Genomic DNA, 26,169 nt, shown 5'->3' on the forward strand with positions numbered 1-26,169 from the left:
TGTTAGTGGGCAACCGCAGCAGCGCCGTGTTCATCGATCAACGCACCGTTGTGGAAACGGTCGATGGAGAAAGGTGCGGCCAATGGGTGCATTTCACCCTTGGCCAGGCTCGCGGCAAACACGTTGCCCGAGCCAGGTGTGGCCTTGAAGCCGCCGGTGCCCCAACCGCAGTTGAAGAACATGTTCGGTACCGGGGTTTTCGAAATGATCGGGCAGGCATCCGGCGTGGTGTCGACGATGCCGCCCCACTGACGGTTCATGCGTACCCGCGACAGCACCGGGAACATCTCGACGATGGCCTGGATGGTGTGCTCGATCACCGGGTACGAACCACGCTGGCCGTAGCCGTTGTAGCCGTCGATACCGGCGCCGATCACCAGGTCGCCCTTGTCGGACTGGCTGATGTAGCCGTGCACGGCGTTGGACATGATCACGCTGTCGATAATCGGCTTGATCGGCTCGGAAACCAGCGCTTGCAGCGGGTGGGATTCGATCGGCAGGCGGAAACCGGCGAGCTTGGCCATGTGCCCGGAGTTACCGGCGGTCACTACGCCGACGCGCTTGGCGCCGATGAAGCCCTTGTTGGTTTCAACGCCGATGCACACGCCGTTTTCCTTGCGGAAACCGATCACTTCGGTCTGCTGGATCAGGTCCACGCCGAGGGCATCGGCGGCCCGGGCAAAGCCCCATGCCACGGCATCGTGACGGGCCACGCCGCCGCGACGCTGGACGGTGGCGCCCATCACCGGGTAGCGAGTGTTCTTGGAGCAGTCGAGGTACGGAATCTCGTCGGCAACCTGCTTGGCATCGAGCAGTTCACCGTCCACGCCGTTGAGGCGGTTGGCGCTGACCCGACGCTCGGAATCACGGATGTCCTGCAGGGTGTGACACAGGTTGTAGACGCCGCGCTGGGAGAACATCACGTTGTAGTTGAGGTCCTGGGACAGGCCTTCCCACAGTTTCATCGCGTGTTCGTACAGGTGCGCCGACTCGTCCCACAGGTAGTTGGAGCGAACGATGGTGGTGTTGCGCGCGGTGTTACCGCCGCCCAGCCAGCCTTTCTCGACCACGGCCACGTTGGTGATGCCGTGTTCCTTGGCCAGGTAGTAAGCCGTGGCGAGGCCATGCCCGCCACCACCGACGATGACCACGTCGTAGACCTTTTTAGGGGTCGGCGTGCGCCACATTTTCTGCCAGTTTTCATGATGGCTGAGAGAGTGTTTGAAGAGGCCGAAGCCCGAGTAGCGTTGCATAGTCATTTACTCCAAAACCGCACTCAGCGATAAACCGGGAAGTCCGCGCACAGGGCTGCCACTTGCTCGGCGACATTGGCCTCGACATCGGCGTCGCCGAGGTTGTCGAGGATGTCGCAGATCCAGCCGGCCAGCGTGACGCACTGGGTCACCTTGAAGCCGCGAGTGGTGACCGCCGGGGTGCCGATGCGCAGGCCGGAGGTCACGAACGGCGACTGTGGATCGTTCGGAACAGCGTTCTTGTTCACAGTGATGTGGGCGCGACCGAGGGCGGCATCCGCGTCCTTGCCGGTCAGGCCCTGACGGATCAGGCTGACCAGGAACAGGTGGTTGTCGGTACCGCCGGACACTACATCGTAGCCGCGCTTGATAAACACGCCGGCCATGGCCTGGGCGTTGTCGATCACTTGCTGCTGATAAGCCTTGAAGCCTGGCTCCAGCGCTTCCTTGAAGCACACCGCCTTACCGGCGATCACGTGCATCAGCGGGCCGCCCTGGGCACCCGGGAAAACTGCCGCGTTGAGCTTCTTCTCGATTTCTTCGTTGGACTTGGCCAGGATCAGGCCGCCACGAGGACCGCGCAGGGTCTTGTGGGTGGTGGTGGTGACCACATCGGCATACGGCAGCGGGTTCGGGTACAGGCCGGCAGCGACCAGACCGGCAACGTGGGCCATGTCGACGAACAGCAGCGCACCGACCTTATCGGCAATCTGACGGAAGCGCGGGAAGTCCAGGGTCTTGGAGTAAGCCGAGAAGCCGGCCACGATCATCTTTGGCTTGCACTCTACGGCCAGGCGCTCGACTTCGTCGTAATCGATCAGGCCGGTCTTGGTGTCGATGCCGTACTGCACGGCGTTGTAGAGTTTGCCCGAGGACGACACTTTGGCGCCGTGGGTCAGGTGGCCGCCGTGGGCCAGGCTCATGCCGAGGATGGTGTCGCCGGCTTGCAGCAGGGCCAGGTAAACGGCGCTGTTGGCCGAGGAACCGGAGTGCGGCTGCACGTTGGCGTAATCGGCGCCGAACAATTGCTTGGCGCGCTCGATGGCCAGGGCTTCAACCTTGTCGACGTGCTCGCAACCGCCGTAGTAGCGCTTGCCCGGATAACCTTCGGCGTATTTGTTGGTCAGGCCGCTGCCTTGCGCTTCCATGACGCGCTTGCTGGTGTAGTTCTCCGACGCGATCAGCTCGATGTGATCTTCCTGACGTTGCTCCTCGGCATTCATAGCCGCCAGCAGTGCATCGTCGTAACCCTGGATCTGGTCTTGCTTGCTGAACATCGCGTCTCTCCCAGCGGCGGCAGTGCGCCATTCGTCTCGGTGAGGCACTGGCTTTTCGGCAGTGCCCTTTGATAGCGATGGTATGACCGGCTTCGAGTGGTCAAATGCCTATGGACGCCACGCAAAGGTGCGTTTACGACATGCGTTGCAGGAGCGGTCCTTTGTAGCCGCTGCCGAAGGCTGCGTTCGACGGCGAAGCCGGCGTAAAACCTGATGCCGCCATCGGTCAGGTAATCCCGGATACAACCGATTGCGACTGCCGCGCAGTCGAACGCAGCCTTCGGTAGCTGCTACAGGGGTTAGGCGAGAGCCTGACGTAGCGCTAGCAAAACGAGGAAATGCACGGGATACAGCGCATACGCCCAACGCCGCATCGGCGGTGCTTTTACGCCTTTTACATGTCGCAACAAGAACAGCCCGAGCCATGGCGCAATCAGACAAGTGGCGACTGCCGCCATCGCCACGTGATTGCCCAATCGAACGGAGTAATACAGCACCTGCCATTGATTGGCCGCAAGACAGACAAACCCCGGCAACAGCGCGAAATACCAGGGACGGCGGATCACCAGCAGTATCGCCAGCGGCAACAGGACGCCAAAGCAACCGAACATCAATCGCTGGGAGAACAACGCTGCCAGCAGCAACGCGCCCGCCGCCAGCAGTCGCGATGCAAGCACCGGCTGCTGCCAGCCACGAACCACCAGCAGACCCAGGGCAAGGGTGGGCAGCACGTTCAAGGTGTCGGGATCGGGAATGTACATCCGGTAGGGAATTTCACTCACCGCGCTAAACAGCAACAACCAACCCGGATAGCGCCACTGGCCACCGGTCGTCGTAGTCCGCAGGCGCGCCAGGTTGGCCGCCATCGCCAGGCAGAACCACGGAAACGCCAGGCGCCCCGGCACATACAACAGATCGGCGGAATAACCGACATATCGCAGGTGATCGAGCACCATGCTCAAAAGCGCCAGCCACTTGAGCAGATCCAGTGCACCGTCGCGCGGCTTTAAGTGCATGGCCTTGTGCATGGTCTTGTGCATGATCTTGTGCGTTGTCACGTGCATAATTGCCCTTCCACACTGTATTTTCCCCACAGCGACATCCTGTGCGCTCCACCTGACGATCTTGGGTACAGTGCGCACCCTCATTGACCACGGGACGCTTCACCATAGGCATCTCGACCACGGAAGCAGGCCATGACCGACAAGAGCCAACAATTCGCCAGCGACAACTATTCCGGCATCTGCCCTGAAGCCTGGGCCGCCATGGAACAGGCCAACCACGGCCACCAGCGCGCCTACGGCGACGACGAGTGGACCGCCCGCGCGTCCGATGATTTCCGCAAACTGTTTGCGACCGACTGCGAAGTGTTTTTCGCCTTCAACGGCACCGCCGCCAACTCGCTGGCCCTGTCGTCGTTGTGCCAGAGTTACCACAGCGTGATCTGCTCGGAAACCGCCCACGTCGAAACCGACGAATGCGGCGCCCCGGAATTTTTCTCCAACGGCTCCAAACTGCTGATCGCCCGCACTGAAAACGGCAAGCTGACCCCGGAATCGATCCGAGAGGTTGCGCTCAAGCGCCAGGACATCCACTACCCGAAACCCCGCGTCGTGACCCTGACCCAGGCCACCGAAGTCGGCAGCGTCTACACCCCGGACGAAATCCGCGCCATCAGCGCCACCTGCAAGGAGCTGGGCCTGAACCTGCACATGGACGGTGCACGGTTCTCCAACGCCTGTGCGTTCCTCGGCTGTTCCCCGGCTGACCTGACCTGGAAGGCCGGCGTCGACGTGTTGTGCTTCGGCGGCACCAAGAACGGCATGGCGGTGGGCGAAGCGATCCTGTTCTTCAACCACAAACTGGCTGAAGACTTCGACTATCGCTGCAAACAGGCCGGGCAGCTGGCGTCGAAAATGCGCTTCCTGTCGGCGCCGTGGGTCGGGATTCTGGAAAACGACGCCTGGCTCAAATACGCCAACCACGCCAACCACTGCGCGCAATTGCTGGCCGAACTGGTCAGCGACATTCCGGGGGTGGAGCTGATGTTCCCGGTGCAGGCCAACGGCGTGTTCCTGCAACTGTCGGAACCGGCCATCGCCGCATTGACCGCCAAGGGCTGGCGCTTCTACACCTTCATCGGCAACGGCGGCGCACGCTTCATGTGCTCGTGGGATACCGAGGAAGAGCGTGTGCGGGAATTGGCGAAAGACATTCGTGAAGTGATGTCCCACTAAAACTCTGGTTTACACCGATCCCCCCCCTGTGGGAGCGGGCTTGCTCGCGAAAGCGGTAGTACATTCAGCATCTGCGGTAACTGACCCACCGTATTCGCGAGCAAGCCCGCTCCCACAGAAGCCAATCCAATCGCCCCTCATCGTTCGCACCTGAAGACTTCGTCTACATTGTTTGTCGAGCCACCCCGCTCACATAAAAACAATCAGGAGCGTCAGCATGTCATTGCAAGGCAAAACCCTGTTCATCACCGGCGCCAGCCGTGGCATCGGCCGCGAGATTGCGCTGCGGGCCGCACGCGATGGGGCCAACATTGTGATCGCCGCCAAAAGTGCCGAACCCCACGCCAAGCTTCCAGGCACGATTTTCAGCGTGGCCCTGGAAGTGGAAGCCGCGGGCGGCAAGGCGCTGGCCTTGCAGGTAGATGTGCGGGAAGAGGATGCCGTACGTGCAGCCCTGGCCCAGGCCAACGAACATTTCGGCAGCATCGATGCCCTGATCAACAATGCCGGGGCGATCAAGCTGACCGGAGTCCAGCACCTCGAACTCAAGCGTTTTGACCTGATGCACCAGATCAACACCCGTGCCGTATTGCTGTGCAGCCAGGCTGCTTTGCCCTATCTGAAGAAGTCCGGCGGCCATATCCTCAATCTTTCCCCGCCGCTGAACCTGGCCACCAAATGGTTCGCCCAATACAGCCCCTACACCGTCACCAAATACGGCATGAGCATGCTGACCCTGGGTATGAGTGAGGAATTCAAGAACTACGGCATCAGCGTCAACTCGCTGTGGCCACAGACGATGATCGCCACTGCCGCCATCGAGTTTCAGTTGGGGTCGCGCGAGTCATTCAAGCATGCGCGCACGCCTGCGATCATGGCGGATGCCGCCCATGTCATTCTGAGCAGCGCAAACCGCAGCTTGACCGGGCGCTTGCTGATCGATGAAGAAATTCTGCGGGAAAGCGGTGTGACGGAGTTCGAACACTATCGGTTCGCGCCGGACAGCGATGCAGCACTGATGCCTGACTTGTTTGTAGATTGAAACACCGACCATTGTGGGAGCGGGCTTGCTCGCGAAAGCGTCGGATCAGTCAACATTGATGTTGAATGACACACCGCCTTCGCGAGCAAGCCCGCTCCCACAGGTTCTGCGATGTGAATCAGTACTCGATGCGCACATCGCCCTTCGGCACGCTGCAGCACGACAGGATGAACCCTTCGGCTTCGTCTTCCTCGGTGATCCCGCCGTTGTGTTCCATCTCCACTTCGCCGCCCAGCTTCATCACCTTGCAGGTGCCGCAGATGCCCATGCCGCAGGCTTTCGGAATCATCAGGCCGACCTTGGCCGCCGCCGCATGCACGGTTTCGCCCGGGGCCACGCGGATGCTCTTGCCGGAGGCGGTGAATTCCACTTGATGCAAGTCCGCGGCGTCCACTTCCGGTGCTTCGGCCGCTTGTTCGGCATGTTCTACCGCATCGGCGCGCGCCTCTGGCGGGGTCGCACCGAAGGATTCTTCGTGGTAACGCGACATGTCGAAACCTGCGCCTTCCAGCAAGCGCTTGACCGCATTCATATAGGGTGTGGGGCCGCAGCAGAATACTTCGCGCTCAAGGAAGTCAGGCGCCATCAATTCAAGCATTCTGTGGTTCAGGTAACCGCGATAACCGGCCCAGGGCTCACCCATGCCGTGCTTCTCGCAGATCAGGTGCAGGCTGAAGTTTTCGATCCGCGACGCCATGTGCTCCAGCTCGCGGTGGTAAATGATGTCTTTAGGCGAACGGGCGCTGTGAATAAACACCATGTCGACATTGCCGTTGGTGTCATAGAACCAGCGCGCCATGGACATGACCGGCGTGATACCAACGCCGCCGCTGAGGTAGAGCACTTTCGGCGCGGTGAAGTCCATGGCATTGAACAGCCCGACCGGCCCGTGCACCGCCAGTTCCTGGCCTTCGTGCAAGGTGTCGTGCAGCCAGTTGGACACCTTGCCGCCCGGCACCCGCTTGATGGTCACCGAAAAGCTGTACGGCACCGACGGCGAGCTGGAGATGGTGTACGAACGCATGATCGGCTGGCCTTCAATCTCCAGCTCCAGGGTGACAAACTGCCCCGGCTTGAAGAAGAACAGGATCGGCTGATCGGCCATGAAGCAAAAGGTGCGCACATCCCAGGTTTCCTGGATGACTTTGACGCAACGGACGATGTGTCGGCCATTGGCCCAGGTCTGGGTGGTTACCGGGTTCAGGAAGCTGTTGGACATGCTGATCTCCACGGCCGACTGTCGGCCTTCATGTTGGCGATTCTGCGTATAGCGCGAACCATCCATTTACCTATCTGCGACATTGACATGCTTATCGCGACCAGCCCCCAACGACCGGGGCTTGCGCGTCGGGAACAGATTGCACCATGTCGCCCATGGATAAGGTTCTGGCCAGCGGCGGCCCCACACTCGCCCCATACCAAGACACAATCTTTACACCTTGCGTAGCAACCCTGAACAGCACACCTGATTAGCCACTTTCGCCGGCCACACAGAATGGCCTTGAGGATTAAACGATGGACGTCACTACTACCCTGAGCCTGGGCGATCCGCTGGAACCCGCACGCAAGGCCACCGCCCAGATGCTGCAAGAGCGCGAGCGCACCTTTTCGCTGCCGCAGCCGTTTTACTCCGACGAGCGCCTGTTTGATATCGACATGCAGGAAATCTTTCAGAAAGAGTGGTTGATCGCCGGCATGACCTGCGAGATCCCTGCCAAGGGCAACTACCTGACCCTGCAGATCGGCAAGAACCCGATCATCGTGATCCGTGGCGCCGAAGGCGTGGTGCACGCGTTCCACAACGTCTGCCGCCACCGTGGCTCGCGCCTGTGCACCAGCGACAAGGGCAAGGTCGCCAAGCTGGTTTGCCACTACCACCAGTGGACCTACGAACTCGACGGCCGCCTGCTGTTCGCCGGCACCGAAATGGGCGCCGACTTCGACATGAACCAGTACGGCCTCAAGCCGGTGAACGTGAAGACCGCCGGTGGCTACATCTTCATCAGCCTGGCGGAAAACCCGCCGGCCATCGATGACTTCCTGTCGACGCTCAACCACTACATGGAACCGTACGACATGGAGAACACCAAGGTGGCGATCACCACCACCTTGATGGAAAAAGCCAACTGGAAGCTGGTGCTGGAAAACAACCGCGAGTGCTACCACTGCAACGCATCGCACCCGGAACTGTTGAAAACCCTGCTGGAATGGGACGACGTCACCGACCCGCGCGCCGACCAGGCGTTCAAGGACCACGTCGCCGCCTCCGCCGCAGCCTGGGAAGCCGAGAAGATCCCTTATGCCCACGCCAGCTTCGGCCTGCGCAACCGCATCGTGCGCATGCCGCTGCTCAAGGGCACCGTGTCGATGACCATGGACGGCAAGCAGGGCTGCGCCAAGCTGATGGGCCGCATCAAGAACCCGGACCTGGGCTCGATGCGCATCCTGCACCTGCCGCACTCCTGGAACCACTGCATGGGCGACCACATCATCGTGTTCACCGTGTGGCCGATCAGCGCCCAGGAAACCATGGTCACCACCAAGTGGATCGTGCACAAGGACGCGGTCGAAGGCGTGGACTACGACGTGGAGCGCATGCGCAAGGTCTGGGACGCCACCAACGACCAGGACCGTCGCCTGGCCGAAGAGAACCAGCGCGGCATCAACTCCACCGCGTACCAGCCTGGCCCGTACTCCAAGACCTATGAGTTCGGCGTAGTGAACTTCGTGGACTGGTACAGCGAGCGCCTGCTGAGCAACCTGGGGGCCGAGCCTGCGCCGTACCTCAAGGGTGTCCCGGTTAGCGGCTGATCAAGATCAAAAGCTTCGCGAGCAAGCCCGCTCCCACAGTGGATCGGTGGCGTACACAACTTTTGTGAACGACACGGACAAATGTGGGAGCGGGCTTGCTCGCGAAAGCGCCCCCACTTTCCCAGATCATCCAGAACTGTACGAAATATGACCTATCTCGTTCAGGCCTATGCCCGCCGCACCTCCCAGCCTTCCGCGAACAAGTTATCCACACCTCCACCCACAGCTAATGGGGACAACTGTGGAAAATCCGCAAAATTTCTCCACAGAACCCAAAGAAAAACCGTGACTTATCCAGAAGCATGCTTCCACGGGCGAGCTGATCATTTTTTAATCAGCAACCTGCAAGGCACGGACTGCGTGGCGTTCAGAGGATGGCAAACACCTTATCCACAGAAGCGCCAACAGACTTTGGGGTTAACTTCGCAACCTCTGTGGAAAACCTCTAAAACCCGCAGAAACCCGGCGTTTACGTGGAGTCTGACGGTGCAAAACCGTCTTTTGATCATTTTATGATCAGAAGCCTGCACACCCCTGTTTATAAGGCCTACAGCCGACAACAAACATCTTATCCACAGAAGCGCCAACAGAGATTGGGGGCAAGTTCCCCTCAGCGACAGCACTTATCCCCTTGAAAAAGCTTGAAAAAAACACGAGCAAGGCTGGTTGTTTTTTGACCGCCGGCTTACAGGGCTTTATTTGTATGGGGTGTAGCGAGGGGCGAACATGTTATCCACAGAACCACCAACAGGGATTGTGGGTAAACACCGAAGTTGTTCAAACTTTATTGAGGCACGACCGACCTGAACCCAGGTCCAGGTTCAATTCGAAGTCTTTGAAGGCGCGCCAGCCGAGCAATATCGACGGAACATATTGCCCGCCCAGCAGCGACGGCGGGATGGTGAAGCCCGGATAGTACTTGTAACTGACCACCATGATGTTGCCTTGCATGACCAATACGCCGTCGAAGCGTTGAAAGCGCCTTTTGTCGCCGGTGTAAGCGTTCGAGCTTCCCGGTGTCAGCGCCTGCACAACGCTGAGCTGTCTGCCGGGCGACGAGGCCGTCAGGTAGTCGACATTTCCCGTATCGATGATGGCCTGCGTTGCCCGGCGATCCAGCTGTGCGGCAACCACCAGGCGTTGATTGAGATCCTGGCGGCTAACGACAGTCAACGCATCACAGCGTGTGGCAGGCGGCGAATTTAGCTCCAGTGTTCTGCTGGTGATCTTCAAGCGCCCCAGCTTGCTGATCAGATCGAGCCCCAACAGATTATCCCGGTCGCTGACAAAGACCAGGACGTTCCTGAACTCGCGGGTGCCGACTTTCAGCGACCCGAGAATGCCCAGCCTCGCAGCCAGCCCCTTCTCGCCATAAAAGGTGCTGTAGCGATAAAAAGCATCGGGCAACAACCTGACGCCCATCTTTTTCGCAGTGTCGATATTGACCCGGGTTTGCGGCGCCCCCGTGTCCAGTACAAAACGCGCCGAGGCACCATTGGCCGCGCCCACATCGATAAACGGCAACACTTCTTCAGCGACGTAAAAGTTGTCGGCATACGGGTGGAGCGGCAGCACCTCATGCCGCGCCAAACCGTTGACCGAGAAATCGCCGGTCGCCGCCAGGATAGCCAGTGATTTGCTGCCAAACGTGGAGAACAGAGGCTTCAGATCGGCGTCGGCTGCAATCGCCCGGGCATGCTTGTCCTTGATCGCCAGATAGTATTCGGGGAGTTGGTTGGCGGCCTTGGCTTCCAGCATTCTGGCGAAGACCGTGACCGAACAGCTGAGGTGTCTATCGGGATCCAGCACCTTGTCGCACTGTTGCCGCAGTTGCGCCAGAGACGCGCTACGGCCCTGTTCGGTGTCTATCCAGCGGTAAAAATCCTGGTCATCCACGGACGTAGTCCGGGCGGCAGAGATCAAGCCTGTGGATACCCACAAGCTTGATGCAAAGAGCGCCAGAAGAGCGAAAGTCTTCATATTCAGGCCAGTCATGAAAACCGGGTTTTATGAGTCAGCGCTGAATGTCTGAAACCTCCCGAAAGCGTGTCGCACCCTTGATCAGCGCATAGAGAACTGTAGCTCACCGCCCCCGTCGGCGCGGGACGAGAACGAGGGTTTGCGGCGTTGTGGATAACCGTCGCCGGTCGAGCGCTCGGGCAAGCTCAGGGCCTGTGCATAAGATAGGCGTCACCGGTGACGCGAATCATCGGATGGGGTGTGACCTGGCAGGTCTTGATGATCCCGAAACCGTGCCGCTCGTAAAAACGCCGGGCGCCAGTGTTGGCGGCATAGTCGATCAGGCTCAGGCCATTGAGCCCCAGTTGATCGGCACGTTCTTGAGCATGGGCGAGAAACCGCACGCCCAGCCCCCGGTTGCGCCAGCCTTCATGCAGGGCCAGGCTGGAGATGTACAGGGTATCGGGCACTTCCATGTCGGCGTAAGGCGCCAGTACCGGATCAGTCGTCGGCACCGCCAAGGGATCGTGACGCATCACATAGCTGTGCATCATGCCTATGACCTGGCCATCGGCCTCGGCAATCAGGCAGTTCTGGTAGGAGAAGTCCACGTCGTCGCGGGCATAGCGAATGGCGCCGACATCCAGCAGATCCTGGCCGGGCTCTGCGATCTGGCTCCAGATGTAATCTGAAGCGCCCTCGGATGAAATCTGGAACAAGCGCGCAATCTCACGCGCATCCGCGCGCACTGCCGAACGAAATGCAACTGCCATTGTTCCCCCATTAATGTCGGTGAGATGAAACTTTTCTGTGGGAGCGGGCTTGCTCGCGAAAGCGGCGGGCCAGGCAATATTCGTGTCGACTTACACACCACCTTCGCGAGCAAGCCCGCTCCCACATTTGATCCAGGGCGACTATTTGTCAGCGGACCACACCTTCTTCAATCAGCAACTTGAGGATCGCTTCAGCCCCCGCTTGTGCCGTAACGCCCTTGAGCACCTGCCCGCCTCCACCACTGGCCTTGGCCGTTGCGGCTTTCATGCGGTCGGCACCACTCTTGGCCTTGATCACCTTCAGGCGCTTGGGCCGTGGCTTGGCCGGTTGCAGGCTGGCGACCGCGAGCAGTTCATCGTCGATGACCTCGACGTCCTGTGCTTGCAGCACGCCGCGTCGAGCCGGGCCGTAAGCGCTCTGTCGAGGCTTGGGTGCGGCGTTATCCACTGTCGCCACAAACGGCAGGCGCACCTTCAGCCGCCGACGTTGACCACGGGGCAAAGCTTGCAACACCAGCGCCGAACCGCCATCGATGGACTCGACCTGCGCCAGCCCCACCACCAGCGGCCAGCCCAGGCTCTCGGCCAGCAGGAAGGGCAACATGCCCGAACCTTCACCGGTTTCCGCCTGGCTGCCGGTCAACACCACCTGCGCCCCGGCATCACGCAGATACTCGGTCAATGCCGGCAGCGCATCGGCGCCTTGCGGTTGCTCGAGCACATGCAGTTGTTCGAGCCCCATGCCCAGGTAAGCGCGCAAGGCTGGCTCGGCGATGTCACCGGCATGCAGCACCTGCAAGTTATCCCCAGCCAATTGCAGGCCCAGTTCAACCGCCCGCGCATCCTGCTCCGCGCGACGCGGCCGACCGGATGTCGGGTGGGCGCCGATCGACACCAGGCTGATGATTTTCGTGCTCATAACCCTTTCCTTCCCTTAAGCCGCATCGCGCTTGGCGTCGTTGCGGTAAGCCTCTACCGCCTCGATCAAGGCTTGAAGAATCTCCGCGCTCTCACCGATCACCGAGAGGTCCGCGCGCTTGATCATGTCGCAGCCAGGGTCGAGGTTGATCGCCACCACCTTGTCGCAGGCACCAATGCCTTGCAGGTGCTGGATCGCCCCGGAAATCCCCACCGCCACATAGACCCGTGCGGTGACCCAGGTGCCGGACGCGCCGACCTGGCGGTCGCGGGCCATGAAGCCGTCGTCCACCGCCACCCGGGAGGCGCCTTCGGTCGCGCCAAGGGCCTCGGCGGTCCTGTGGAAAAGTCCCCAGTCCTTGACCCCGTTGCCGCCGGAGAAAATGAACTCGGCTTCGGCCATGGGGATTGCCGCCGGATCGACGGCCACTGCGCCCAGATCTTCGATCCGCGACAGGCTGCGTGCCACGGTTGTGGATAACTCCACGGGCAAGGCTTCGTGACGGGTTTCGCTGACCGGTTCGGCGCATTCGGCAGCGGCCAGAATCAAGCGAGCCACGGGACGCGCAAGGTCTTGCAAACCCGCACCGGCGCGGCCGATGCACTCCTGATCCTTGACCTGCCAGACCCGCGTGGCCGGGCGTTCGCCCAATGCGGCGGCAAAACGTCGACCCAACTCACCACCACCGCTGCGGCTGTCCGGCAGCAACCAATGACGTGGGCTGAACTGGTTATCCACAGCCCGCAGGCCCTGGACCCGTTGTTCCGGTGCATAACCGCTAAACTCGTCGCCTTTCAGCACCAGCAAGCGATCCACGCCAGCCGCGGGGAAAGCGTTTTCCTTGTGCTCACCGAAGACCACGGCCAGCACCGCGCCGTCCTTGCCGGCCAGTTGATGGGCCAGGCCCAGCAGGTCACGGTCGTGGCTGCTCAAGCGGCCACCGACCATGTCCGGCACCACGCTGATGTAAAACGCCGGCGCGGCCACCTGATGTAGCGGCAATTGCACCTCAACAGCGGCTGAACGTTTTGTCGCTCCACCCTGCTGAGCGCCGCTACGGTCGATACGCTTGATGCCGTTGGGGCCAATGAAACCGATGCCATGAGGATTCTTGCGGATGACGCCGTTAGGCCCCATCCAGCTGTGTTGCGCCGGCTGCATGGTCGCGTGCAGCGGGTGCAGACGGTTGCGGGCAATCCATTCGGCCCGTGGGTCGCGGCGGATAATGTCGCTCATCAGTGCACCTCCGCAGGTTCACGTTTGGCCGGTGCCGAAGGCTTTCCCGGCGCAGCGTCTTCGAGCAGCGCATCAGCCACCAGTTCGGCGATGTCCTTGATCAACGGCCGTGGTTCGACCACGCCTTCGAGCATCGCCGTGCATTGTGGACAACCCACTGCCACCAGTTCGGCACCGGTTTCACGGATGTCCTCCATGCGCATGTCGGGAATCCGCTGCTTGCCCGGAATGTCGGTGATCGGCGCGCCGCCGCCACCGCCGCAGCAGCGGGAGCGGAAGCCGGAACGTTGCATCTCTTTCACTTCGATCCCAAGGGCGCGCAGGACCTGACGCGGCGCCTCGTATTCACCGTTGTAGCGGCCGAGGTAACACGGGTCGTGGTAGGTCACGCTGTCGCCTTTGTGCTGACCGAGATTGAGCGCGCCAGCATCGATGATTTCCGCCATGTAGGTGCTGTGGTGCTGCACCAGGTAGTTGCCATCGAAGGCGCCGTACTCGTTTTTCAGCACGTGGAAACTGTGAGGATCGCAGGTGACGATGCGGTTGAAGCTGTACTTGGCCAAAGTCTGGATGTTGCGTTTGGCCAACAGCTGGAAGGTCGCTTCGTCGCCCAGGCGTCGTGCCACGTCTCCACTGTCACGCTCTTCGAGGCCAAGCACTGCGAAGTCGACCTTGGCCGCTTTCAGCACTTTGACGAAGGCACGCAGAGTGCGCTGGTTGCGCATGTCGAACGCACCGTCGCCGACCCAGAACAGCACGTCGGTGGATTTCTTTTCGCTGAGCAAATTGAGGTTCAAATCCGCCGCCCAGTTCATCCGCCCGCCCGGTGCGAAACCGCCCGGGTTGTCGGTGGCGATCAGGTTTTCCAGGACTTCGGCCCCCTTGTTCGGGGTCGCGCCTTTTTCCAGGGTCAGATGACGGCGCATGTCGACAATGGCATCGACGTGCTCGATCATCATCGGGCATTCCTCGACGCAGGCGCGGCAGGTGGTGCACGACCACAGGGTCTCGGCATCCACCAGACCGTTGACGATCGGTTGATGCGGATTACCGGCGTGCTCACCAATCGGTTTGCCCGGATACGGGCTGCCGGCGAAATTGGCATCGGTGCCACCGGCCAGGCCGACGACCATGTCCTGAATCAGTTTTTTCGGGTTCAGCGGCTGACCGGCGGCGAACGCCGGGCACGCGGCTTCGCATTTACCGCACTGCACACAGGCGTCGAAGCCGAGCAACTGGTTCCAGGTGAAATCCTTGGGTTTTTCGACGCCCAGTGGCGCAGTCGGGTCGTTCAAGTCCAGAGGCTTGAGGCCCGTGGAACGACCACCACCGAAACGCTCGGCGCGACGGTGCCAGGCCAGGTGCAGCGCACCGGCGAAGGCGTGCTTCATCGGCCCGCCCCAGGTCATGCCGAAGAACAGTTCCGACACGCCCCACAACACGCCAACCCCGAGAATCGCCGCCAACAGCCAGCCACCGAAATTTTCCGGGAGGATCCCGGCCACCGGCAAGGTCAACAGGAAGAACGAAGCCGAGAACGCCAGCAGGCTTTTCGGCAGGCGCATCCACGGGCCTTTCGACAGGCGCGCCGGCGGGTTGCGTCGACGCAGGTAAACGAAGACCGCGCCGACGAACATCACCGCCGTCATCAGCAACAGCGCATAGCCGAGGAAGCGGTTATGCAGGCCGAAACCATGCACCAGAATCGCCAGCACGATGGACGCCACTGCACCACCGGCCGTAGCGACGTGGGTGTTGGCAATGTATTTGTCCCGCGCCACCACATGGTGCAAGTCGACCATGTAGCGCTTGGGCATGGCCAGCAGGCCACCGATCAGGTCGACTTTCGAAGCCCGGCCCCGGCGCCACATGGCCACCCGCCGAAACGCGCCCAGGACACCAAGGCCGAGGGCTGCGAACAACAGGATTGGAAGAAGGGTGTTCAACATGGTGAAGCTCCCACCAGTACATCTTGGAGAAACGCGGTCGGCGGTTCCTGTGGGAGCGGGCTTGCCCGCGAAAGCGGTGGGTCAGTCGACATCAATGTCGGCAGACAGATTGCATTCGCGGGCAAGCCCGCTCCCACAGGGTCAAGTGCAGCCTTTAGAAATCCTTGCACAACCGCAGCGCGTCATAGATCGCCGCGTGCACGTTACGCTGGGCCACGCAGTCGCCGATGCGGAACAGCAGGTAGCCGTCGCCGCTCTGCTCCAGGCAAGGTTGCGGCTTGATCGCGAACAAGGCTTCGACGTCGATCTGGCCTTTGTTGCGCGAGCCTTCCTTCAGCGCGTAGTAGATTTCTTCGTCCGGACGCACGCCGTTTTCCACGACCACCTGGTCAACCACCCGCTCCTCTTTGGCACCGGTGTATTCGTTTTCCAGTACCGCCACCAGCTTGTCGCCTTCGCGGTAGACCTTCTCCAGCATCATGTCGCCGGTCATGATCACTTCTTTCGGGTACATGCTGCGGTAGTAAGTCGGGAACGATGTGCCCCCGATGGCGACGCCCGGCTTGATGTCGTCGGTAACGATCTCGACCTGGCTGCCCTTGTCCGCGATGAAGTCAGCGGTCGACATGCCGGTGAATTCGCAAATGGTGTCGTAGACCAGCACGTTCTTGCCCGGTGCAACCTTGCCGTCGAGGATGTCCCAGCTGCTGACCACCAGGCCTTCAGCTGCGCCCCAGTGTTCGTTCTGCTCGATGAACGGATGACCGCCGACGGCCAGCACCACCACGTCCGGACGCAGGTCCATGATGGTTGGCGCGTCAGCCGCGGTACCCAGGCGCAGGTCGACTTTCAACCGCGCCAGTTCCAGTTGATACCAGCGGGTGATACCGGCGATCTGGTCCCGTTGCGGGGCTTTCGATGCGGTGGTGATCTGCCCGCCGATGAATTCCTTTTTCTCGAACAGGGTCACGTCGTGGCCACGCTCGGCGGCCACGCGGGCGGCTTCCATCCCGGCAGGACCGGCGCCGACCACCACCACCTTGCGTTTCACGCCAGTGGTTTTTTCGATGATGTGCGGCAGGCCCATGTATTCACGGGAGGTAGCAGCGTTCTGAATGCACAGCACATCCAGGCCCTGATACTGACGGTCGATGCAATAGTTGGCACCGACGCATTGTTTGATCTGGTCGATCTGGCCCATTTTGATCTTGGCGATCAGGTGCGGGTCGGCGATATGCGCGCGGGTCATGCCGACCATGTCGACGTAACCGCCTTCCAGGATACGCGTGGCCTGGTTCGGGTCCTTGATGTTCTGCGCGTGCAGCACTGGAACCTTGACCACTTCCTTGATGCCGGCAGCCAGATGCAGGAACGGCTCCGGCGGATAACTCATGTTCGGAATCACGTTGGCCAGGGTGTTGTGGGTGTCGCAACCCGAACCCACGACGCCGATGAAGTCGAGCATGCCGGTATCGTCGTAATACTTGGCGATCTGCTTCATGTCTTCGTGGGATAGACCATCCGGGTGGAACTCGTCACCACAGATGCGCATGCCCACGCAGAAATCGTCACCGACCTCGGCGCGTACGGCTTTCAAGACTTCCAGACCGAACTTCATCCGGCCTTCGAAGGTGCCGCCCCATTCGTCGGTACGCTTGTTGACCCGCGGGCTCCAGAACTGGTCGATCATGTGCTGATGCACCGCCGACAGTTCGACACCGTCCAGGCCACCGGCCTTGGCGCGGCGGGCCGCTTGAGCGTAGTTACCGATCACCCGCCAGATCTCTTCCGGCTCGATGGTTTTGCAAGTGGCACGGTGCACCGGCTCGCGCACACCCGACGGCGACATCAGCGTCGGCCAGTTGAAGCCGTCCCAACGCGAGCGACGGCCCATGTGGGTAATCTGGATCATGATCTTGGCGCCGTGCTTGTGCATGGCATCGGCCAGATTCTGGAAGTGCGGAATGATGCGGTCGGTGGACAGGTTCACCGAACTCCACCATTCCTGCGGACTGTCGATGGCCACCACGGACGAACCGCCGCAAATCGCCAGGCCGATCCCGCCCTTGGCTTTCTCTTCGTAGTACTTGACGTACCGATCGGTGGTCATGCCGCCGTCGGTGGCATAGACCTCGGCGTGCGCGGTGCTGAGCACGCGGTTGCGGATGGTCAGTTTGCCGATCTGGATCGGCTGGAACATTGCTTCGAAAGCCATGGCGGGTTCCTCGACTTACAACGGCTTGACGGTGAACAAGCCGTCTTCGTGGCCCTCTTCGGAGCCACCGTAGACTTGTTCGGCCACGGTGCGGATCTTGCTGCCGCGAGCGGCGAGGATCTGGTCCATCGCCCCTGCAAACCAGCCAGTGAACATGTAGTCGACCTTGCGCCCGACCTTGCCGTACACGTAGACGAATGCCGAGTGTTCGAGCTTGACGCTGGCGGTGCCTTTGTCGAGGTCGATGTCCTGGATCTTGAACAGGCCCCAGCCGCGCTGCGACAGGCGTTTCATGTAGTGCTCGAACACCGCGACGCCTTCCAGGCCGTGGCATTCGGCTTCTTTTTCACACCAGTGCCAGGCGGACTTGTAGCCGGCCTTGTAGAGGATTTCGGCATAGGCTTCAGCGCCCAGCACTTCCTCGATGCCCATGTGGTTGTTGACGAAGAAATGGCGCGGCACGTACAGCATCGGCAGGGCGTCGGAGGTCCAGACACCGGTTTCGCTGTCGACTTCGATTGGCAATTGCGGGGCGATCTTGGCCATGGAAACTTAACTCCAGAAAATTCGTTGTGTGTTTTGCGTAGCAGCTGCCGAGGTACGAGGCTGCGTTGCGTGTCCGTAGGACCGCCCTCGGGGGCCGCTTCGCAGCCCGACGCAGCCTCGTACCTCGGCAGCTGCTACAAGGGATCGCTGTTCAAAGTGGGCTTACTCGCCCCAAACGTCCTTGAGGACGCTTACCCAGTTTTCGCCCATGATCTTGCGTACCACTCGCTCGGAGTGGCCGCGTTTGAGCAGGGTTTCGGTCAGGTTCGGGAACTCGCCCACGGTGCGGATGCCCAGCGGGTTGATGATCTTGCCGAAGCTGGTCAGGCGGCGGGCGTAGCCCTTGTCGTGGGTCAGGTATTCGAAGAAGTCCTGGCCATGGCCCTGGGTGAAGTCGGTGCCGATGCCGATGGCGTCTTCGCCGACAATGTTCATCACGTACTCGATGGCTTCGGCGTAGTCGTCGATGGTCGAATCGATGCCCTTGGCCAGGAATGGCGCGAACATGGTCACGCCGACAAAGCCACCGTGGTCGGCAATGAACTTGAGTTCTTCATCGGACTTGTTGCGCGGGTGCTCCTTGAGCCCCGACGGCAGGCAGTGGGAGTAGCAGACCGGTTTCTTCGATTCGAGGATGACTTCTTCGGAAGTCTTGGAGCCGACGTGGGACAGGTCGCACATCACGCCGACCCGGTTCATCTCGGCGACGATTTCGCGACCGAAGCCCGACAGGCCGCCGTCACGCTCGTAGCAGCCGGTGCCTACCAGGTTCTGGGTGTTGTAGCACATCTGCACGATGCCGACGCCGAGTTGCTTGAACACCTCGACATAGCCGATCTGGTCTTCAAAGGCGTGGGCATTCTGGAAGCCGAAAAGGATGCCGGTCTTGCCCTGCTCCTTGGCTTTACGGATGTCGGCGGTGGTGCGGACCGGAATCACCAGGTCGCTGTTCTCGCGGATCAGCTTCTGGCTCGCGGCAATGTTGTTGACGGTGGCCTGGAAGCCCTCCCACACCGACACGGTGCAGTTGGCTGCGGTCAAACCGCCCTTGCGCATGTCTTCGAACAGTTCACGGTTCCACTTGGCGATAATCAGCCCGTCGATAACGATGCTGTCGGCGTGCAATTCGGCTGGGCTCATCAGGCTGTCCCCTTGTTGGCGATTCATGCGCCGAATCGTCTGCCGGCGCTTTGGGGCCAGCATATGCCTCGGTGCCTCGGCGCCCGGGTGCAAAAACGACAGGGGAATTGCCGAAAGCGTCAATCCGCGACAAAGGGTCGTCGCACGGCACAATCTCCGACCTGTTCAAGGCCCTCGGCTTGGGCCAGAATTCGCCGCATCACTGGATGCTTCACTGGACAAGAGCGGCGACGATAATGAAATCGATCATTCTGGCAATGGCACTGATTGCGACCGGCGTACACGCAGCGGAGGTGTCCGACGACAACCCGTGCGACAAAGTCGAAAACGACGTCCAGACCCTGGAATGCTCGGCCTTCAGCAAAACCACCGCCGAAGACCTGCTCAAGGAAAACCTCCAGGGCCTGACCGAACGCATGCAGTCGCAGTACGGCAAAAACCCGTCGCAACTGACCGACATCACCGCCAGGATCAAAGCCGCCCAACAGCAATGGCTGAAGACCCGCGACGCAGACTGCGCCGTCGAAACCTTCCCGGCCACCGCCGGCAGCAAGGCGTTGACCATTGCCCAGAACGATTGTGTGGCGCGGATGAGTGATGAACGGTCGGAGTTTTTGGAGTCGATCGGGCAGGAGTGATCCTGAATATTCCGGTGAAAGCTGGAACTGCGTCCAGCTTTCAACAGCACTTTCCCTTTTTCCTACAACACGCTCTTCCCCTGCCTACACGTATTGCCTGGAAGCCCCAATCTGTGGGCTTTTCACGCAACATGCTGATAATTGTTGTTGATTGTGCACCTGAAAAATATAAGTAAATATTCGCAAATCTTATAAAAGACTTATATTCTTCCATGAATAGCATCCACTGGACTCGAAAGGCCGTTAAGCAACTCTTGAGATTGCATTCCGTTCACCAGATTCAGGTTCGTGATGCCATCACGGCGCTGGCAGACATGCCCGATGTAGGCAATGTCAAAGCACTGGTCGGTCATGACTACACTTATCGGCTGCGTGTCGGTAATTACCGGGTTATGTTCGACTGGGATGGCGCGATCAAAGTGGTCAGTATTCAAGAGGTCAAAAAACGCGATGAACGCACCTACTGACATCCAAATCATCAACGACGCCGAAGGCAATCCAGCCTTTGTTGTCATTCCCTATGCACAATACGTGGCACAGAAAATCGAGCCCGATTTGATCCCTCACGAGGTGGTGAGCCGCATTGTCGATGGCGCTACCCCAATTCGCGCCTGGCGCGAACACTTGAACCTTACCCAGGATGAAGTGGCCAAACGAATGGGTATATCCCAGCCGGCATTTGCCCAACAGGAAACGGTCGCCAAGCCTCGCAAGGCCACCCGCGAAAAGATCGCCGCGGCGTTTGGTATCACCGCCACTCAACTTGAGCTGTAAGCTGCACGCTTCAGCCAGTAAAGGGATTCAACATGAAAGTCTGCGGCATCGAAATCAAAGGCAGCGAAGCGATCATCGCCGTGGCCACGCTGGACGGCCAAGCGCTGAGCCATGTCGCGCTCGCCACCAAGAAAATTGCCCTGGACGATGACGACGAAGCCGCCAACGTCAAAGTGTTCGCAGCCCAGCTCGCTTCGTTTGTCCGTGAGAACTCCATCGACCGTATCGCGATCAAGAAGCGCAGCAAGAAAGGCGAGTTCGCTGGCGGGCCGACCACCTTCAAGATCGAGGGGGTTTTCCAGTTGCTGGAGAATTGCGAGGTGAGCTTGCTGTCGCCGCAGACCATCAATGCCCAGGCTAAAAAGCACAATTTCGAACTGCCAGGGACGCTGAACAAGTATCAGCATGAGGCCTATAAAGCGGCATGTTCGGCGTTGGTGAAGAAGTAACTCCAGGCGCCAGCGTAAAAATGTGGGAGCGGGCTTGCTCGCGAAGGCGGTGGGTCAGTCAATTTAAATGTCGACTGGTACATCGCATTCGCGAGCAAGCCCGCTCCCACAGGGATATCAGGTGTTCAGGCATTGGCGGTACGCCGGTCCTCCCGCGGGCAGCGCTCATACTTCGCCCGATAGCTGCGAGTGAAATACGACGGCGATTCAAACCCGCAGGCAATGCTCACCTCCAGCACACTCATGTCTGTTTGCCGCAATAACTGCCGCGCCTTCTCCAGCCTCAACCGCAGATAGAAATTACTCGGCGTGTCGTTCAGGTGCAGGCGAAACAGGCGCTCCAGTTGTCGCCGCGTCACCTTGATCGATTCCGCCAGTTCCAGCGTGCTCAGCGGTGGTTCGCTGTGCTGCTCCATCTCACCGATCACATGCACCAGTTTCTTGTTGCTGATGCCATAACGGGTGGCGACTTCCATGCGCTGGTGGTCTTTGCGCGGGCGGATGCGGCCGAGCACGAATTGCTCGCTGACCCGGATCGCCAGTTCCGGGCCGTGGGCCTGGGCAATCAGATCCAGCATCAAATCAATGGAAGCGGTACCTCCGGCGGACGTGATGCGACGGCGGTCAATCTCGAACAGTTCCTGGGTGACGCTGAGCTGTGGATAGGATTCCTTGAAGGCGTCGATGGCTTCCCAGTGCAGGGTCAGGCGATGGCCGTCGAGCAAACCGGCCTCGGCGAGGATGAAGCTACCGGTATCGATGGCGCCGAGGGTCACTCCTTCGTTGTCCAGGCGGCGCAGCCAGTGTTCCAGCGCCGGGGTGGTGAACTTCAGCGGTTCGAACCCGGCGACCACCAGCAGTGTCGCGCCTTTCTTCAGCGGCTCCAGCGCCGCATCGGCGTTGACCGACATGCCGTTGCTGGCCAGCACCGCCCCGCCATCCGCGCTCAGCACATGCCAGCGATAGAGCTCGCCGCGAAAGCGATTGGCGACCCGCAACGGCTCGATGGCCGAGATAAATCCGATGGCCGAGAAACCCGGCATCAACAAGAAGTAGAAATCCTGGGACATGGAGCGCACTCGCTTAGCAGGTAACAGGAGGCCAGGTAACGAGAGGGCGGGCAGTGTAGGGATGTTGATACGCCACTTGCGAGCGGCATTCAAGTGCACAGGTCGCTGCAGTGCAAGAGCTGGTCGCCGCAGTGCGCTTTCATCGGTGCTTTGCTGCGTAACTTGGCATCACCGGCGCATCAGACACCGGAACTCACAATAAACGAACTGCCGAGGAACCTGAGATGAAACGACTGATCAGCAGCTGTGTTCTTGCACTCAGTGGTACCGCTTTGCTGAGCGCCAGTGTCATGGCCGCCGAACCCGCCGCATGCCAGAACGTGCGCATGGGTGTAGTGAACTGGACCGACGTGATCGCCACCAGCGCCATGACCCAGGTATTGCTCGATGGCCTCGGCTACAGCACCAAACAAACCAGCGCCTCCCAGCAAATCATCTTCGCCGGGATCCGCGACCAGCGACTGGACCTGTTCCTCGGCTACTGGAACCCGCTGATGACCCAGACCATCACCCCGTTCGTCGACGCCAAACAGGTCAAGGTGCTTGAAGCGCCAAGCCTGCAGGACGCCCGCGCGACCCTCGCCGTGCCGACCTACCTCGCCGACAAGGGCCTGAAAACCTTCGCTGACATCGCCAAATTCGAAAAGGAACTGGGCGGCAAGATCTACGGCATCGAGCCTGGCTCGGGCGCCAACACCCAGATCAAGGCGATGATCTCCAAGAACCAGTTCGGCCTCGGCAAGTTCCAGCTGGTCGAGTCCAGTGAAGCCGGCATGCTCGCCGCCGTGGATCGCGCCGTACGTCGCAACGAAGCCGTGGTGTTCTTCGGCTGGGCGCCGCACCCGATGAACGTCAACGTGAAAATGACCTACCTCACCGGCAGTGAAAACGCCCTTGGGCCGGACGAAGGAAAGGCCACGGTGTGGACCGTCACTGCACCGACATACGCCGAGCAATGCCCGAACATCGGTCGCCTGCTGAGCAACCTGACGTTCACCGCCGAAGACGAGAGCCGGATGATGCAGCCGCTGCTGGATCACAAGGACGCTTTCGAGTCGGCCAAACAATGGATCAAGGATCACCCACAGGACAAAAAGCGCTGGCTTGAAGGCGTCACCACCTTCGATGGCAAACCGGCCGCTGAAAACCTGCAACTGACCAGTAAATAAACCCGATAGAACCACCGACTCGCAGCCCCGACGGGCTGCGAACGGGACCACCACGCCTGGCCAAAGCCAAAAACTCGCCTGTAAGGAATCGCCAAATGAACCACGACGTCATCATCACCTGCGCACTCACCGGTGCTGGCGACACGACCAGCAAGAGCCCACACGTGCCGGTCACCCCGAAACAGATCGCCGCTGCCGCCGTGGAAGCCGCCAAGGCCGGCGCCACCGTGGTTCACTGCCATGTGCGTGACCCGCAAACCGGCAAGTTCAGCCGTGACGTGGCGCTGTACCGCGAAGTGATGGAGCGCATCCGCGAGGCGGACGTCGACATCATCGTCAACCTCACCGCCGGCATGGGCGGCGACCTGGAAATCGGTGCCGGCGAGAATCCGATGGAATTCGGCCCGAACACCGACCTGGTCGGCCCGCTGACCCGCCTGGCCCACGTCGAAGAACTGCTGCCGGAAATCTGCACTCTCGACTGCGGCACCCTGAACTTCGGCGACGGCGACACCATTTACGTCTCCACCCCGGCCCAGCTGCGCGCTGGCGCCAAACGCATTCAAGAGCTGGGCGTGAAAGCCGAGCTGGAAATCTTCGACACCGGCCACCTGTGGTTCGCCAAGCAGATGATCAAGGAAGGCCTGCTCGACAACCCGTTGTTCCAGCTGTGCCTGGGCATCCCTTGGGGCGCGCCGGCAGACACCACCACCATGAAAGCCATGGTCGACAACCTGCCGGCCGACGCGGTCTGGGCCGGCTTCGGTATCGGTCGCATGCAGATGCCGATGGCGGCGCAAGCGGTGTTGCTCGGCGGCAACGTGCGGGTCGGTCTGGAAGACAACCTGTGGCTGGACAAGGGCGTGCTGGCGACCAACGGCCAACTGGTCGAGCGCGCCGGCGAAATCCTCAGCCGCCTCGGTGCCCGGGTACTGACCCCGGCTGAAGGCCGGGCAAAAATGGGCCTGACCAAGCGCGGCTAATCCGAACCTGCACCTCACCCTGTGGGAGCGAGCTTGCTCGCGAAGAAGCCGGTACATCCGGCACATCTTCAGCGGTAGAACCACCGCTTTCGCGAGCAAGCCCGCTCCCACAAGGGATCTCTGAACTCTTTAGGAAACCACCATGAGCTTTATCACCGAAATCAAAACCTTCGCAGCGCTGGGCAGTGGTGTCATCGGCAGCGGTTGGGTGTCCCGCGCCCTCGCCCATGGTCTGGATGTAGTGGCCTGGGACCCGGCCCCCGGCGCCGAAGCGGCCTTGCGCAAACGTGTCGCCAATGCCTGGGGCGCGCTGGAGAAACAAGGCCTGGCGCCGGGTGCATCGCAGGATCGCCTGCGCTTTGTCGCGACCATCGAAGAGTGCGTACGCGATGCCGACTTCATCCAGGAGAGCGCCCCGGAACGACTGGAGCTGAAACTGGACCTGCACAGCAAAATCAGTGCGGCGGCCAAGCCCAATGCGTTGATCGGTTCCAGCACTTCCGGCCTGCTGCCAAGCGAGTTCTACGAGAGCGCCACCCACCCGGAACGTTGCGTGGTCGGTCACCCGTTCAACCCGGTTTACCTGCTGCCACTGGTGGAAGTGGTCGGTGGCAAAAACACCGCCCCTGAAGCGGTGCAAGCGGCCATGAAGGTTTATGAATCCCTTGGGATGCGCCCGCTGCACGTGCGCAAGGAAGTACCGGGTTTCATCGCCGACCGCTTGCTCGAAGCGCTATGGCGTGAGGCGCTGCACCTGGTCAACGACGGCGTGGCGACCACTGGCGAGATCGACGATGCCATCCGCTTCGGCGCGGGCTTGCGCTGGTCGTTCATGGGCACCTTCCTGACCTACACCCTGGCCGGTGGCGATGCCGGCATGCGCCACTTCATGGCACAGTTCGGCCCGGCATTGCAATTGCCGTGGACCTACCTGCCAGCACCGGAACTGACCGACAAACTGATCGACGACGTGGTCGATGGCACCAGCGATCAACTGGGCAAACACAGCATTTCGGCGCTGGAGCGCTATCGTGATGACTGCCTGCTGGCAGTGCTGGAGGCGGTGAAGTCCACCAAAGAGAAGCATGGGATGGCCTTCAGCGAGTAAACCGTCAGTTGATGGGCCAGCAGGTCTGGCCCCTTCGCGAGCAAGCCCGCTCCCACTTTGGAATGCGTCCCCTGTGGGAGCGGGCTTGCTCGCGAAAGCGGTAGCCCAGTCACCACTATTATCGGAACCTGAACCATGCCCACCCTCACCACCTACCAAACCACCATCATCCCCGACTGGGTCGACTACAACGGCCACCTGCGCGACGCCTTCTACCTGCTGATTTTCAGCTACGCCACCGATGCCCTGATGGATCGCCTGGGCCTGGACAGCAACAGCCGCGAGGCCAGTGGCAACTCGCTGTTCACCCTAGAACTGCACCTGAACTACCTGCACGAAGTGAAGCTCGACGCCCAGGTCGAAGTGCACACCCAAATCATCGCCCACGACAGCAAGCGCGTGCACCTCTATCACAGCCTGCATCTGGTCGGTGATGCCCAGGAACTTGCCGGCAACGAACAGATGCTGCTGCACGTGGATCTCGCCGGGCCGCGTTCGGCGCCGTTCAGCGAACAGTCCTTGAGCCGGCTGCAAGCCATCGTCGCCGAACAGGCGGACCTGCCAGCGCCCGACTACATTGGCCGAGTGATCGCATTACCCCCAAAAAAATAACAAGGAGAT

General features: G+C 60.6%; 24 protein-coding genes. 11 read left to right on the top strand and 13 right to left on the bottom strand.

What is annotated here, in order from left to right; translation table 11 throughout:
- Positions 1-2: 2 nt before the first annotated feature.
- The 3 genes from AC07W4_RS05805 to AC07W4_RS05815 form a co-directional block, all read right to left on the bottom strand.
- Positions 3-1,253, bottom strand: coding sequence for a sarcosine oxidase subunit beta (locus tag AC07W4_RS05805; protein WP_007947735.1), 1,251 nt, complete (start codon positions 1,251-1,253; stop codon positions 3-5).
- Positions 1,254-1,276: 23 nt separating this feature from the next.
- On the bottom strand, positions 1,277-2,530 hold the full coding sequence (gene glyA, locus AC07W4_RS05810) for a serine hydroxymethyltransferase (RefSeq protein WP_008048190.1): 1,254 nt from the start codon (positions 2,528-2,530) through the stop codon (positions 1,277-1,279).
- Positions 2,531-2,829: 299 nt separating this feature from the next.
- Positions 2,830-3,594 carry a TraX family protein gene (locus AC07W4_RS05815; protein ID WP_495031810.1) on the bottom strand — a complete coding sequence of 255 codons (765 nt, stop codon included), beginning with the start codon at positions 3,592-3,594 and terminating at the stop codon, positions 2,830-2,832.
- A 132-nt stretch (positions 3,595-3,726) separates the two neighbouring features.
- Between AC07W4_RS05815 and AC07W4_RS05820 the strand changes: the two genes are divergently transcribed.
- Positions 3,727-4,767: a threonine aldolase family protein gene (locus AC07W4_RS05820; protein WP_495031811.1), complete on the top strand. Its 1,041-nt coding sequence runs from the start codon at positions 3,727-3,729 to the stop codon at positions 4,765-4,767.
- Between the two features lie 217 nt (positions 4,768-4,984).
- Positions 4,985-5,809: an SDR family oxidoreductase gene (locus tag AC07W4_RS05825; protein ID WP_495031812.1), complete on the top strand. Its 825-nt coding sequence runs from the start codon at positions 4,985-4,987 to the stop codon at positions 5,807-5,809.
- Positions 5,810-5,927: 118 nt separating this feature from the next.
- On the opposite strand, the gene gbcB is transcribed toward AC07W4_RS05825, so the two are convergent.
- Positions 5,928-7,028: a glycine betaine monooxygenase reductase subunit gene (gbcB, locus tag AC07W4_RS05830; protein ID WP_495031813.1), complete on the bottom strand. Its 1,101-nt coding sequence runs from the start codon at positions 7,026-7,028 to the stop codon at positions 5,928-5,930.
- Positions 7,029-7,324: 296 nt separating this feature from the next.
- On the opposite strand from gbcB, the gene gbca reads away from it, so the two are divergent.
- Positions 7,325-8,620 (top strand): glycine betaine monooxygenase oxygenase subunit, encoded by a 1,296-nt coding sequence (gene gbca / locus AC07W4_RS05835; protein ID WP_495031814.1) that lies wholly within the window; start codon positions 7,325-7,327, stop codon positions 8,618-8,620.
- 777 nt (positions 8,621-9,397) lie between these two features.
- Here the strand turns inward: gbca and AC07W4_RS05840 are convergent.
- The 8 genes from AC07W4_RS05840 to AC07W4_RS05875 all read right to left on the bottom strand — a co-directional run bounded on the left by AC07W4_RS05840 (position 9,398) and on the right by AC07W4_RS05875 (position 19,357).
- A complete protein-coding gene (locus AC07W4_RS05840; protein ID WP_495031815.1) occupies positions 9,398-10,615 on the bottom strand; it encodes a retropepsin-like aspartic protease in 1,218 nt (405 codons plus the stop codon).
- Between the two features lie 170 nt (positions 10,616-10,785).
- The gene (locus AC07W4_RS05845) at positions 10,786-11,352 is read right to left on the bottom strand and encodes a GNAT family N-acetyltransferase (RefSeq protein ID WP_008048178.1); all 567 of its coding nucleotides are present in this window, start codon (positions 11,350-11,352) and stop codon (positions 10,786-10,788) included.
- Between the two features lie 148 nt (positions 11,353-11,500).
- Entirely contained in the window at positions 11,501-12,271 is a 771-nt protein-coding gene (gene etfB / locus AC07W4_RS05850) for an electron transfer flavoprotein subunit beta (RefSeq protein WP_008048177.1), read from the bottom strand.
- A gap of 15 nt (positions 12,272-12,286) precedes the next feature.
- Positions 12,287-13,507 (bottom strand): electron transfer flavoprotein subunit alpha, encoded by a 1,221-nt coding sequence (gene etfA, locus AC07W4_RS05855; protein ID WP_495031816.1) that lies wholly within the window; start codon positions 13,505-13,507, stop codon positions 12,287-12,289.
- The gene (gene dgcB / locus AC07W4_RS05860) at positions 13,507-15,456 is read right to left on the bottom strand and encodes a dimethylglycine demethylation protein DgcB (RefSeq protein WP_495031817.1); all 1,950 of its coding nucleotides are present in this window, start codon (positions 15,454-15,456) and stop codon (positions 13,507-13,509) included. Before dgcB ends, etfA begins: the two co-directional genes overlap by 1 nt.
- A 154-nt stretch (positions 15,457-15,610) precedes the next feature.
- Positions 15,611-17,671 carry a dimethylglycine demethylation protein DgcA gene (gene dgcA, locus AC07W4_RS05865; RefSeq protein ID WP_007975506.1) on the bottom strand — a complete coding sequence of 687 codons (2,061 nt, stop codon included), beginning with the start codon at positions 17,669-17,671 and terminating at the stop codon, positions 15,611-15,613.
- 15 nt (positions 17,672-17,686) lie between these two features.
- The gene (locus tag AC07W4_RS05870; RefSeq protein WP_008048169.1) at positions 17,687-18,217 is read right to left on the bottom strand and encodes a DUF5943 domain-containing protein; all 531 of its coding nucleotides are present in this window, start codon (positions 18,215-18,217) and stop codon (positions 17,687-17,689) included.
- Between the two features lie 162 nt (positions 18,218-18,379).
- The gene (locus tag AC07W4_RS05875; protein ID WP_150725129.1) at positions 18,380-19,357 is read right to left on the bottom strand and encodes a dipeptidase; all 978 of its coding nucleotides are present in this window, start codon (positions 19,355-19,357) and stop codon (positions 18,380-18,382) included.
- Positions 19,358-19,593: 236 nt separating this feature from the next.
- On the opposite strand from AC07W4_RS05875, the gene AC07W4_RS05880 reads away from it, so the two are divergent.
- From AC07W4_RS05880 to AC07W4_RS05895, 4 genes are all read left to right on the top strand, one after another.
- Positions 19,594-19,995: a lysozyme inhibitor LprI family protein gene (locus AC07W4_RS05880; RefSeq protein WP_495031818.1), complete on the top strand. Its 402-nt coding sequence runs from the start codon at positions 19,594-19,596 to the stop codon at positions 19,993-19,995.
- 212 nt (positions 19,996-20,207) lie between these two features.
- Entirely contained in the window at positions 20,208-20,462 is a 255-nt protein-coding gene (locus tag AC07W4_RS05885; RefSeq protein WP_495031819.1) for a type II toxin-antitoxin system RelE family toxin, read from the top strand.
- On the top strand, positions 20,446-20,769 hold the full coding sequence (locus AC07W4_RS05890) for a helix-turn-helix domain-containing protein (protein ID WP_007975501.1): 324 nt from the start codon (positions 20,446-20,448) through the stop codon (positions 20,767-20,769). The genes AC07W4_RS05885 and AC07W4_RS05890 overlap by 17 nt, the downstream gene beginning before the upstream one ends.
- Positions 20,770-20,801: 32 nt before the next feature.
- Complete coding sequence (locus AC07W4_RS05895; RefSeq protein ID WP_495031820.1) at positions 20,802-21,218, top strand: DUF3010 family protein; 417 nt, start codon at positions 20,802-20,804, stop codon at positions 21,216-21,218.
- Positions 21,219-21,343: 125 nt separating this feature from the next.
- On the opposite strand, the gene AC07W4_RS05900 is transcribed toward AC07W4_RS05895, so the two are convergent.
- Positions 21,344-22,288: a GlxA family transcriptional regulator gene (locus AC07W4_RS05900; protein WP_008048163.1), complete on the bottom strand. Its 945-nt coding sequence runs from the start codon at positions 22,286-22,288 to the stop codon at positions 21,344-21,346.
- A gap of 224 nt (positions 22,289-22,512) precedes the next feature.
- Between AC07W4_RS05900 and AC07W4_RS05905 the strand changes: the two genes are divergently transcribed.
- The 4 genes from AC07W4_RS05905 to AC07W4_RS05920 all read left to right on the top strand — a co-directional run bounded on the left by AC07W4_RS05905 (position 22,513) and on the right by AC07W4_RS05920 (position 26,160).
- Positions 22,513-23,457 carry a choline ABC transporter substrate-binding protein gene (locus AC07W4_RS05905; protein WP_116261445.1) on the top strand — a complete coding sequence of 315 codons (945 nt, stop codon included), beginning with the start codon at positions 22,513-22,515 and terminating at the stop codon, positions 23,455-23,457.
- A gap of 95 nt (positions 23,458-23,552) precedes the next feature.
- Positions 23,553-24,440: a 3-dehydrocarnitine:acetyl-CoA trimethylamine transferase CdhC gene (gene cdhC / locus AC07W4_RS05910; protein WP_150725122.1), complete on the top strand. Its 888-nt coding sequence runs from the start codon at positions 23,553-23,555 to the stop codon at positions 24,438-24,440.
- Positions 24,441-24,582: 142 nt separating this feature from the next.
- Positions 24,583-25,548: an L-carnitine dehydrogenase gene (locus AC07W4_RS05915; protein ID WP_495031821.1), complete on the top strand. Its 966-nt coding sequence runs from the start codon at positions 24,583-24,585 to the stop codon at positions 25,546-25,548.
- A 135-nt stretch (positions 25,549-25,683) separates the two neighbouring features.
- Complete coding sequence (locus tag AC07W4_RS05920) at positions 25,684-26,160, top strand: thioesterase family protein (RefSeq protein ID WP_008048134.1); 477 nt, start codon at positions 25,684-25,686, stop codon at positions 26,158-26,160.
- The last annotated feature ends 9 nt before the right edge of the window (positions 26,161-26,169 follow it).

The organism is Pseudomonas sp. GW821-FHT02A08 (assembly GCF_059422045.1).

What these genes read in the sequence shown, in the direction of transcription:
- AC07W4_RS05805 (WP_007947735.1), bottom strand. Translation starts at nt 1,253, where the DNA reads ATGCAACGCTACTCGGGCTTCGGCCTCTTCAAACACTCTCTCAGCCAT.
- glyA (WP_008048190.1), bottom strand. Translation starts at nt 2,530, where the DNA reads ATGTTCAGCAAGCAAGACCAGATCCAGGGTTACGACGATGCACTGCTG.
- AC07W4_RS05815 (WP_495031810.1), bottom strand. Translation starts at nt 3,594, where the DNA reads ATGCACGTGACAACGCACAAGATCATGCACAAGACCATGCACAAGGCC.
- AC07W4_RS05820 (WP_495031811.1), top strand. Translation starts at nt 3,727, where the DNA reads ATGACCGACAAGAGCCAACAATTCGCCAGCGACAACTATTCCGGCATC.
- AC07W4_RS05825 (WP_495031812.1), top strand. Translation starts at nt 4,985, where the DNA reads ATGTCATTGCAAGGCAAAACCCTGTTCATCACCGGCGCCAGCCGTGGC.
- gbcB (WP_495031813.1), bottom strand. Translation starts at nt 7,028, where the DNA reads ATGTCCAACAGCTTCCTGAACCCGGTAACCACCCAGACCTGGGCCAAT.
- gbca (WP_495031814.1), top strand. Translation starts at nt 7,325, where the DNA reads ATGGACGTCACTACTACCCTGAGCCTGGGCGATCCGCTGGAACCCGCA.
- AC07W4_RS05840 (WP_495031815.1), bottom strand. Translation starts at nt 10,615, where the DNA reads ATGACTGGCCTGAATATGAAGACTTTCGCTCTTCTGGCGCTCTTTGCA.
- AC07W4_RS05845 (WP_008048178.1), bottom strand. Translation starts at nt 11,352, where the DNA reads ATGGCAGTTGCATTTCGTTCGGCAGTGCGCGCGGATGCGCGTGAGATT.
- etfB (WP_008048177.1), bottom strand. Translation starts at nt 12,271, where the DNA reads ATGAGCACGAAAATCATCAGCCTGGTGTCGATCGGCGCCCACCCGACA.
- etfA (WP_495031816.1), bottom strand. Translation starts at nt 13,507, where the DNA reads ATGAGCGACATTATCCGCCGCGACCCACGGGCCGAATGGATTGCCCGC.
- dgcB (WP_495031817.1), bottom strand. Translation starts at nt 15,456, where the DNA reads ATGTTGAACACCCTTCTTCCAATCCTGTTGTTCGCAGCCCTCGGCCTT.
- dgcA (WP_007975506.1), bottom strand. Translation starts at nt 17,671, where the DNA reads ATGGCTTTCGAAGCAATGTTCCAGCCGATCCAGATCGGCAAACTGACC.
- AC07W4_RS05870 (WP_008048169.1), bottom strand. Translation starts at nt 18,217, where the DNA reads ATGGCCAAGATCGCCCCGCAATTGCCAATCGAAGTCGACAGCGAAACC.
- AC07W4_RS05875 (WP_150725129.1), bottom strand. Translation starts at nt 19,357, where the DNA reads ATGAGCCCAGCCGAATTGCACGCCGACAGCATCGTTATCGACGGGCTG.
- AC07W4_RS05880 (WP_495031818.1), top strand. Translation starts at nt 19,594, where the DNA reads ATGAAATCGATCATTCTGGCAATGGCACTGATTGCGACCGGCGTACAC.
- AC07W4_RS05885 (WP_495031819.1), top strand. Translation starts at nt 20,208, where the DNA reads ATGAATAGCATCCACTGGACTCGAAAGGCCGTTAAGCAACTCTTGAGA.
- AC07W4_RS05890 (WP_007975501.1), top strand. Translation starts at nt 20,446, where the DNA reads ATGAACGCACCTACTGACATCCAAATCATCAACGACGCCGAAGGCAAT.
- AC07W4_RS05895 (WP_495031820.1), top strand. Translation starts at nt 20,802, where the DNA reads ATGAAAGTCTGCGGCATCGAAATCAAAGGCAGCGAAGCGATCATCGCC.
- AC07W4_RS05900 (WP_008048163.1), bottom strand. Translation starts at nt 22,288, where the DNA reads ATGTCCCAGGATTTCTACTTCTTGTTGATGCCGGGTTTCTCGGCCATC.
- AC07W4_RS05905 (WP_116261445.1), top strand. Translation starts at nt 22,513, where the DNA reads ATGAAACGACTGATCAGCAGCTGTGTTCTTGCACTCAGTGGTACCGCT.
- cdhC (WP_150725122.1), top strand. Translation starts at nt 23,553, where the DNA reads ATGAACCACGACGTCATCATCACCTGCGCACTCACCGGTGCTGGCGAC.
- AC07W4_RS05915 (WP_495031821.1), top strand. Translation starts at nt 24,583, where the DNA reads ATGAGCTTTATCACCGAAATCAAAACCTTCGCAGCGCTGGGCAGTGGT.
- AC07W4_RS05920 (WP_008048134.1), top strand. Translation starts at nt 25,684, where the DNA reads ATGCCCACCCTCACCACCTACCAAACCACCATCATCCCCGACTGGGTC.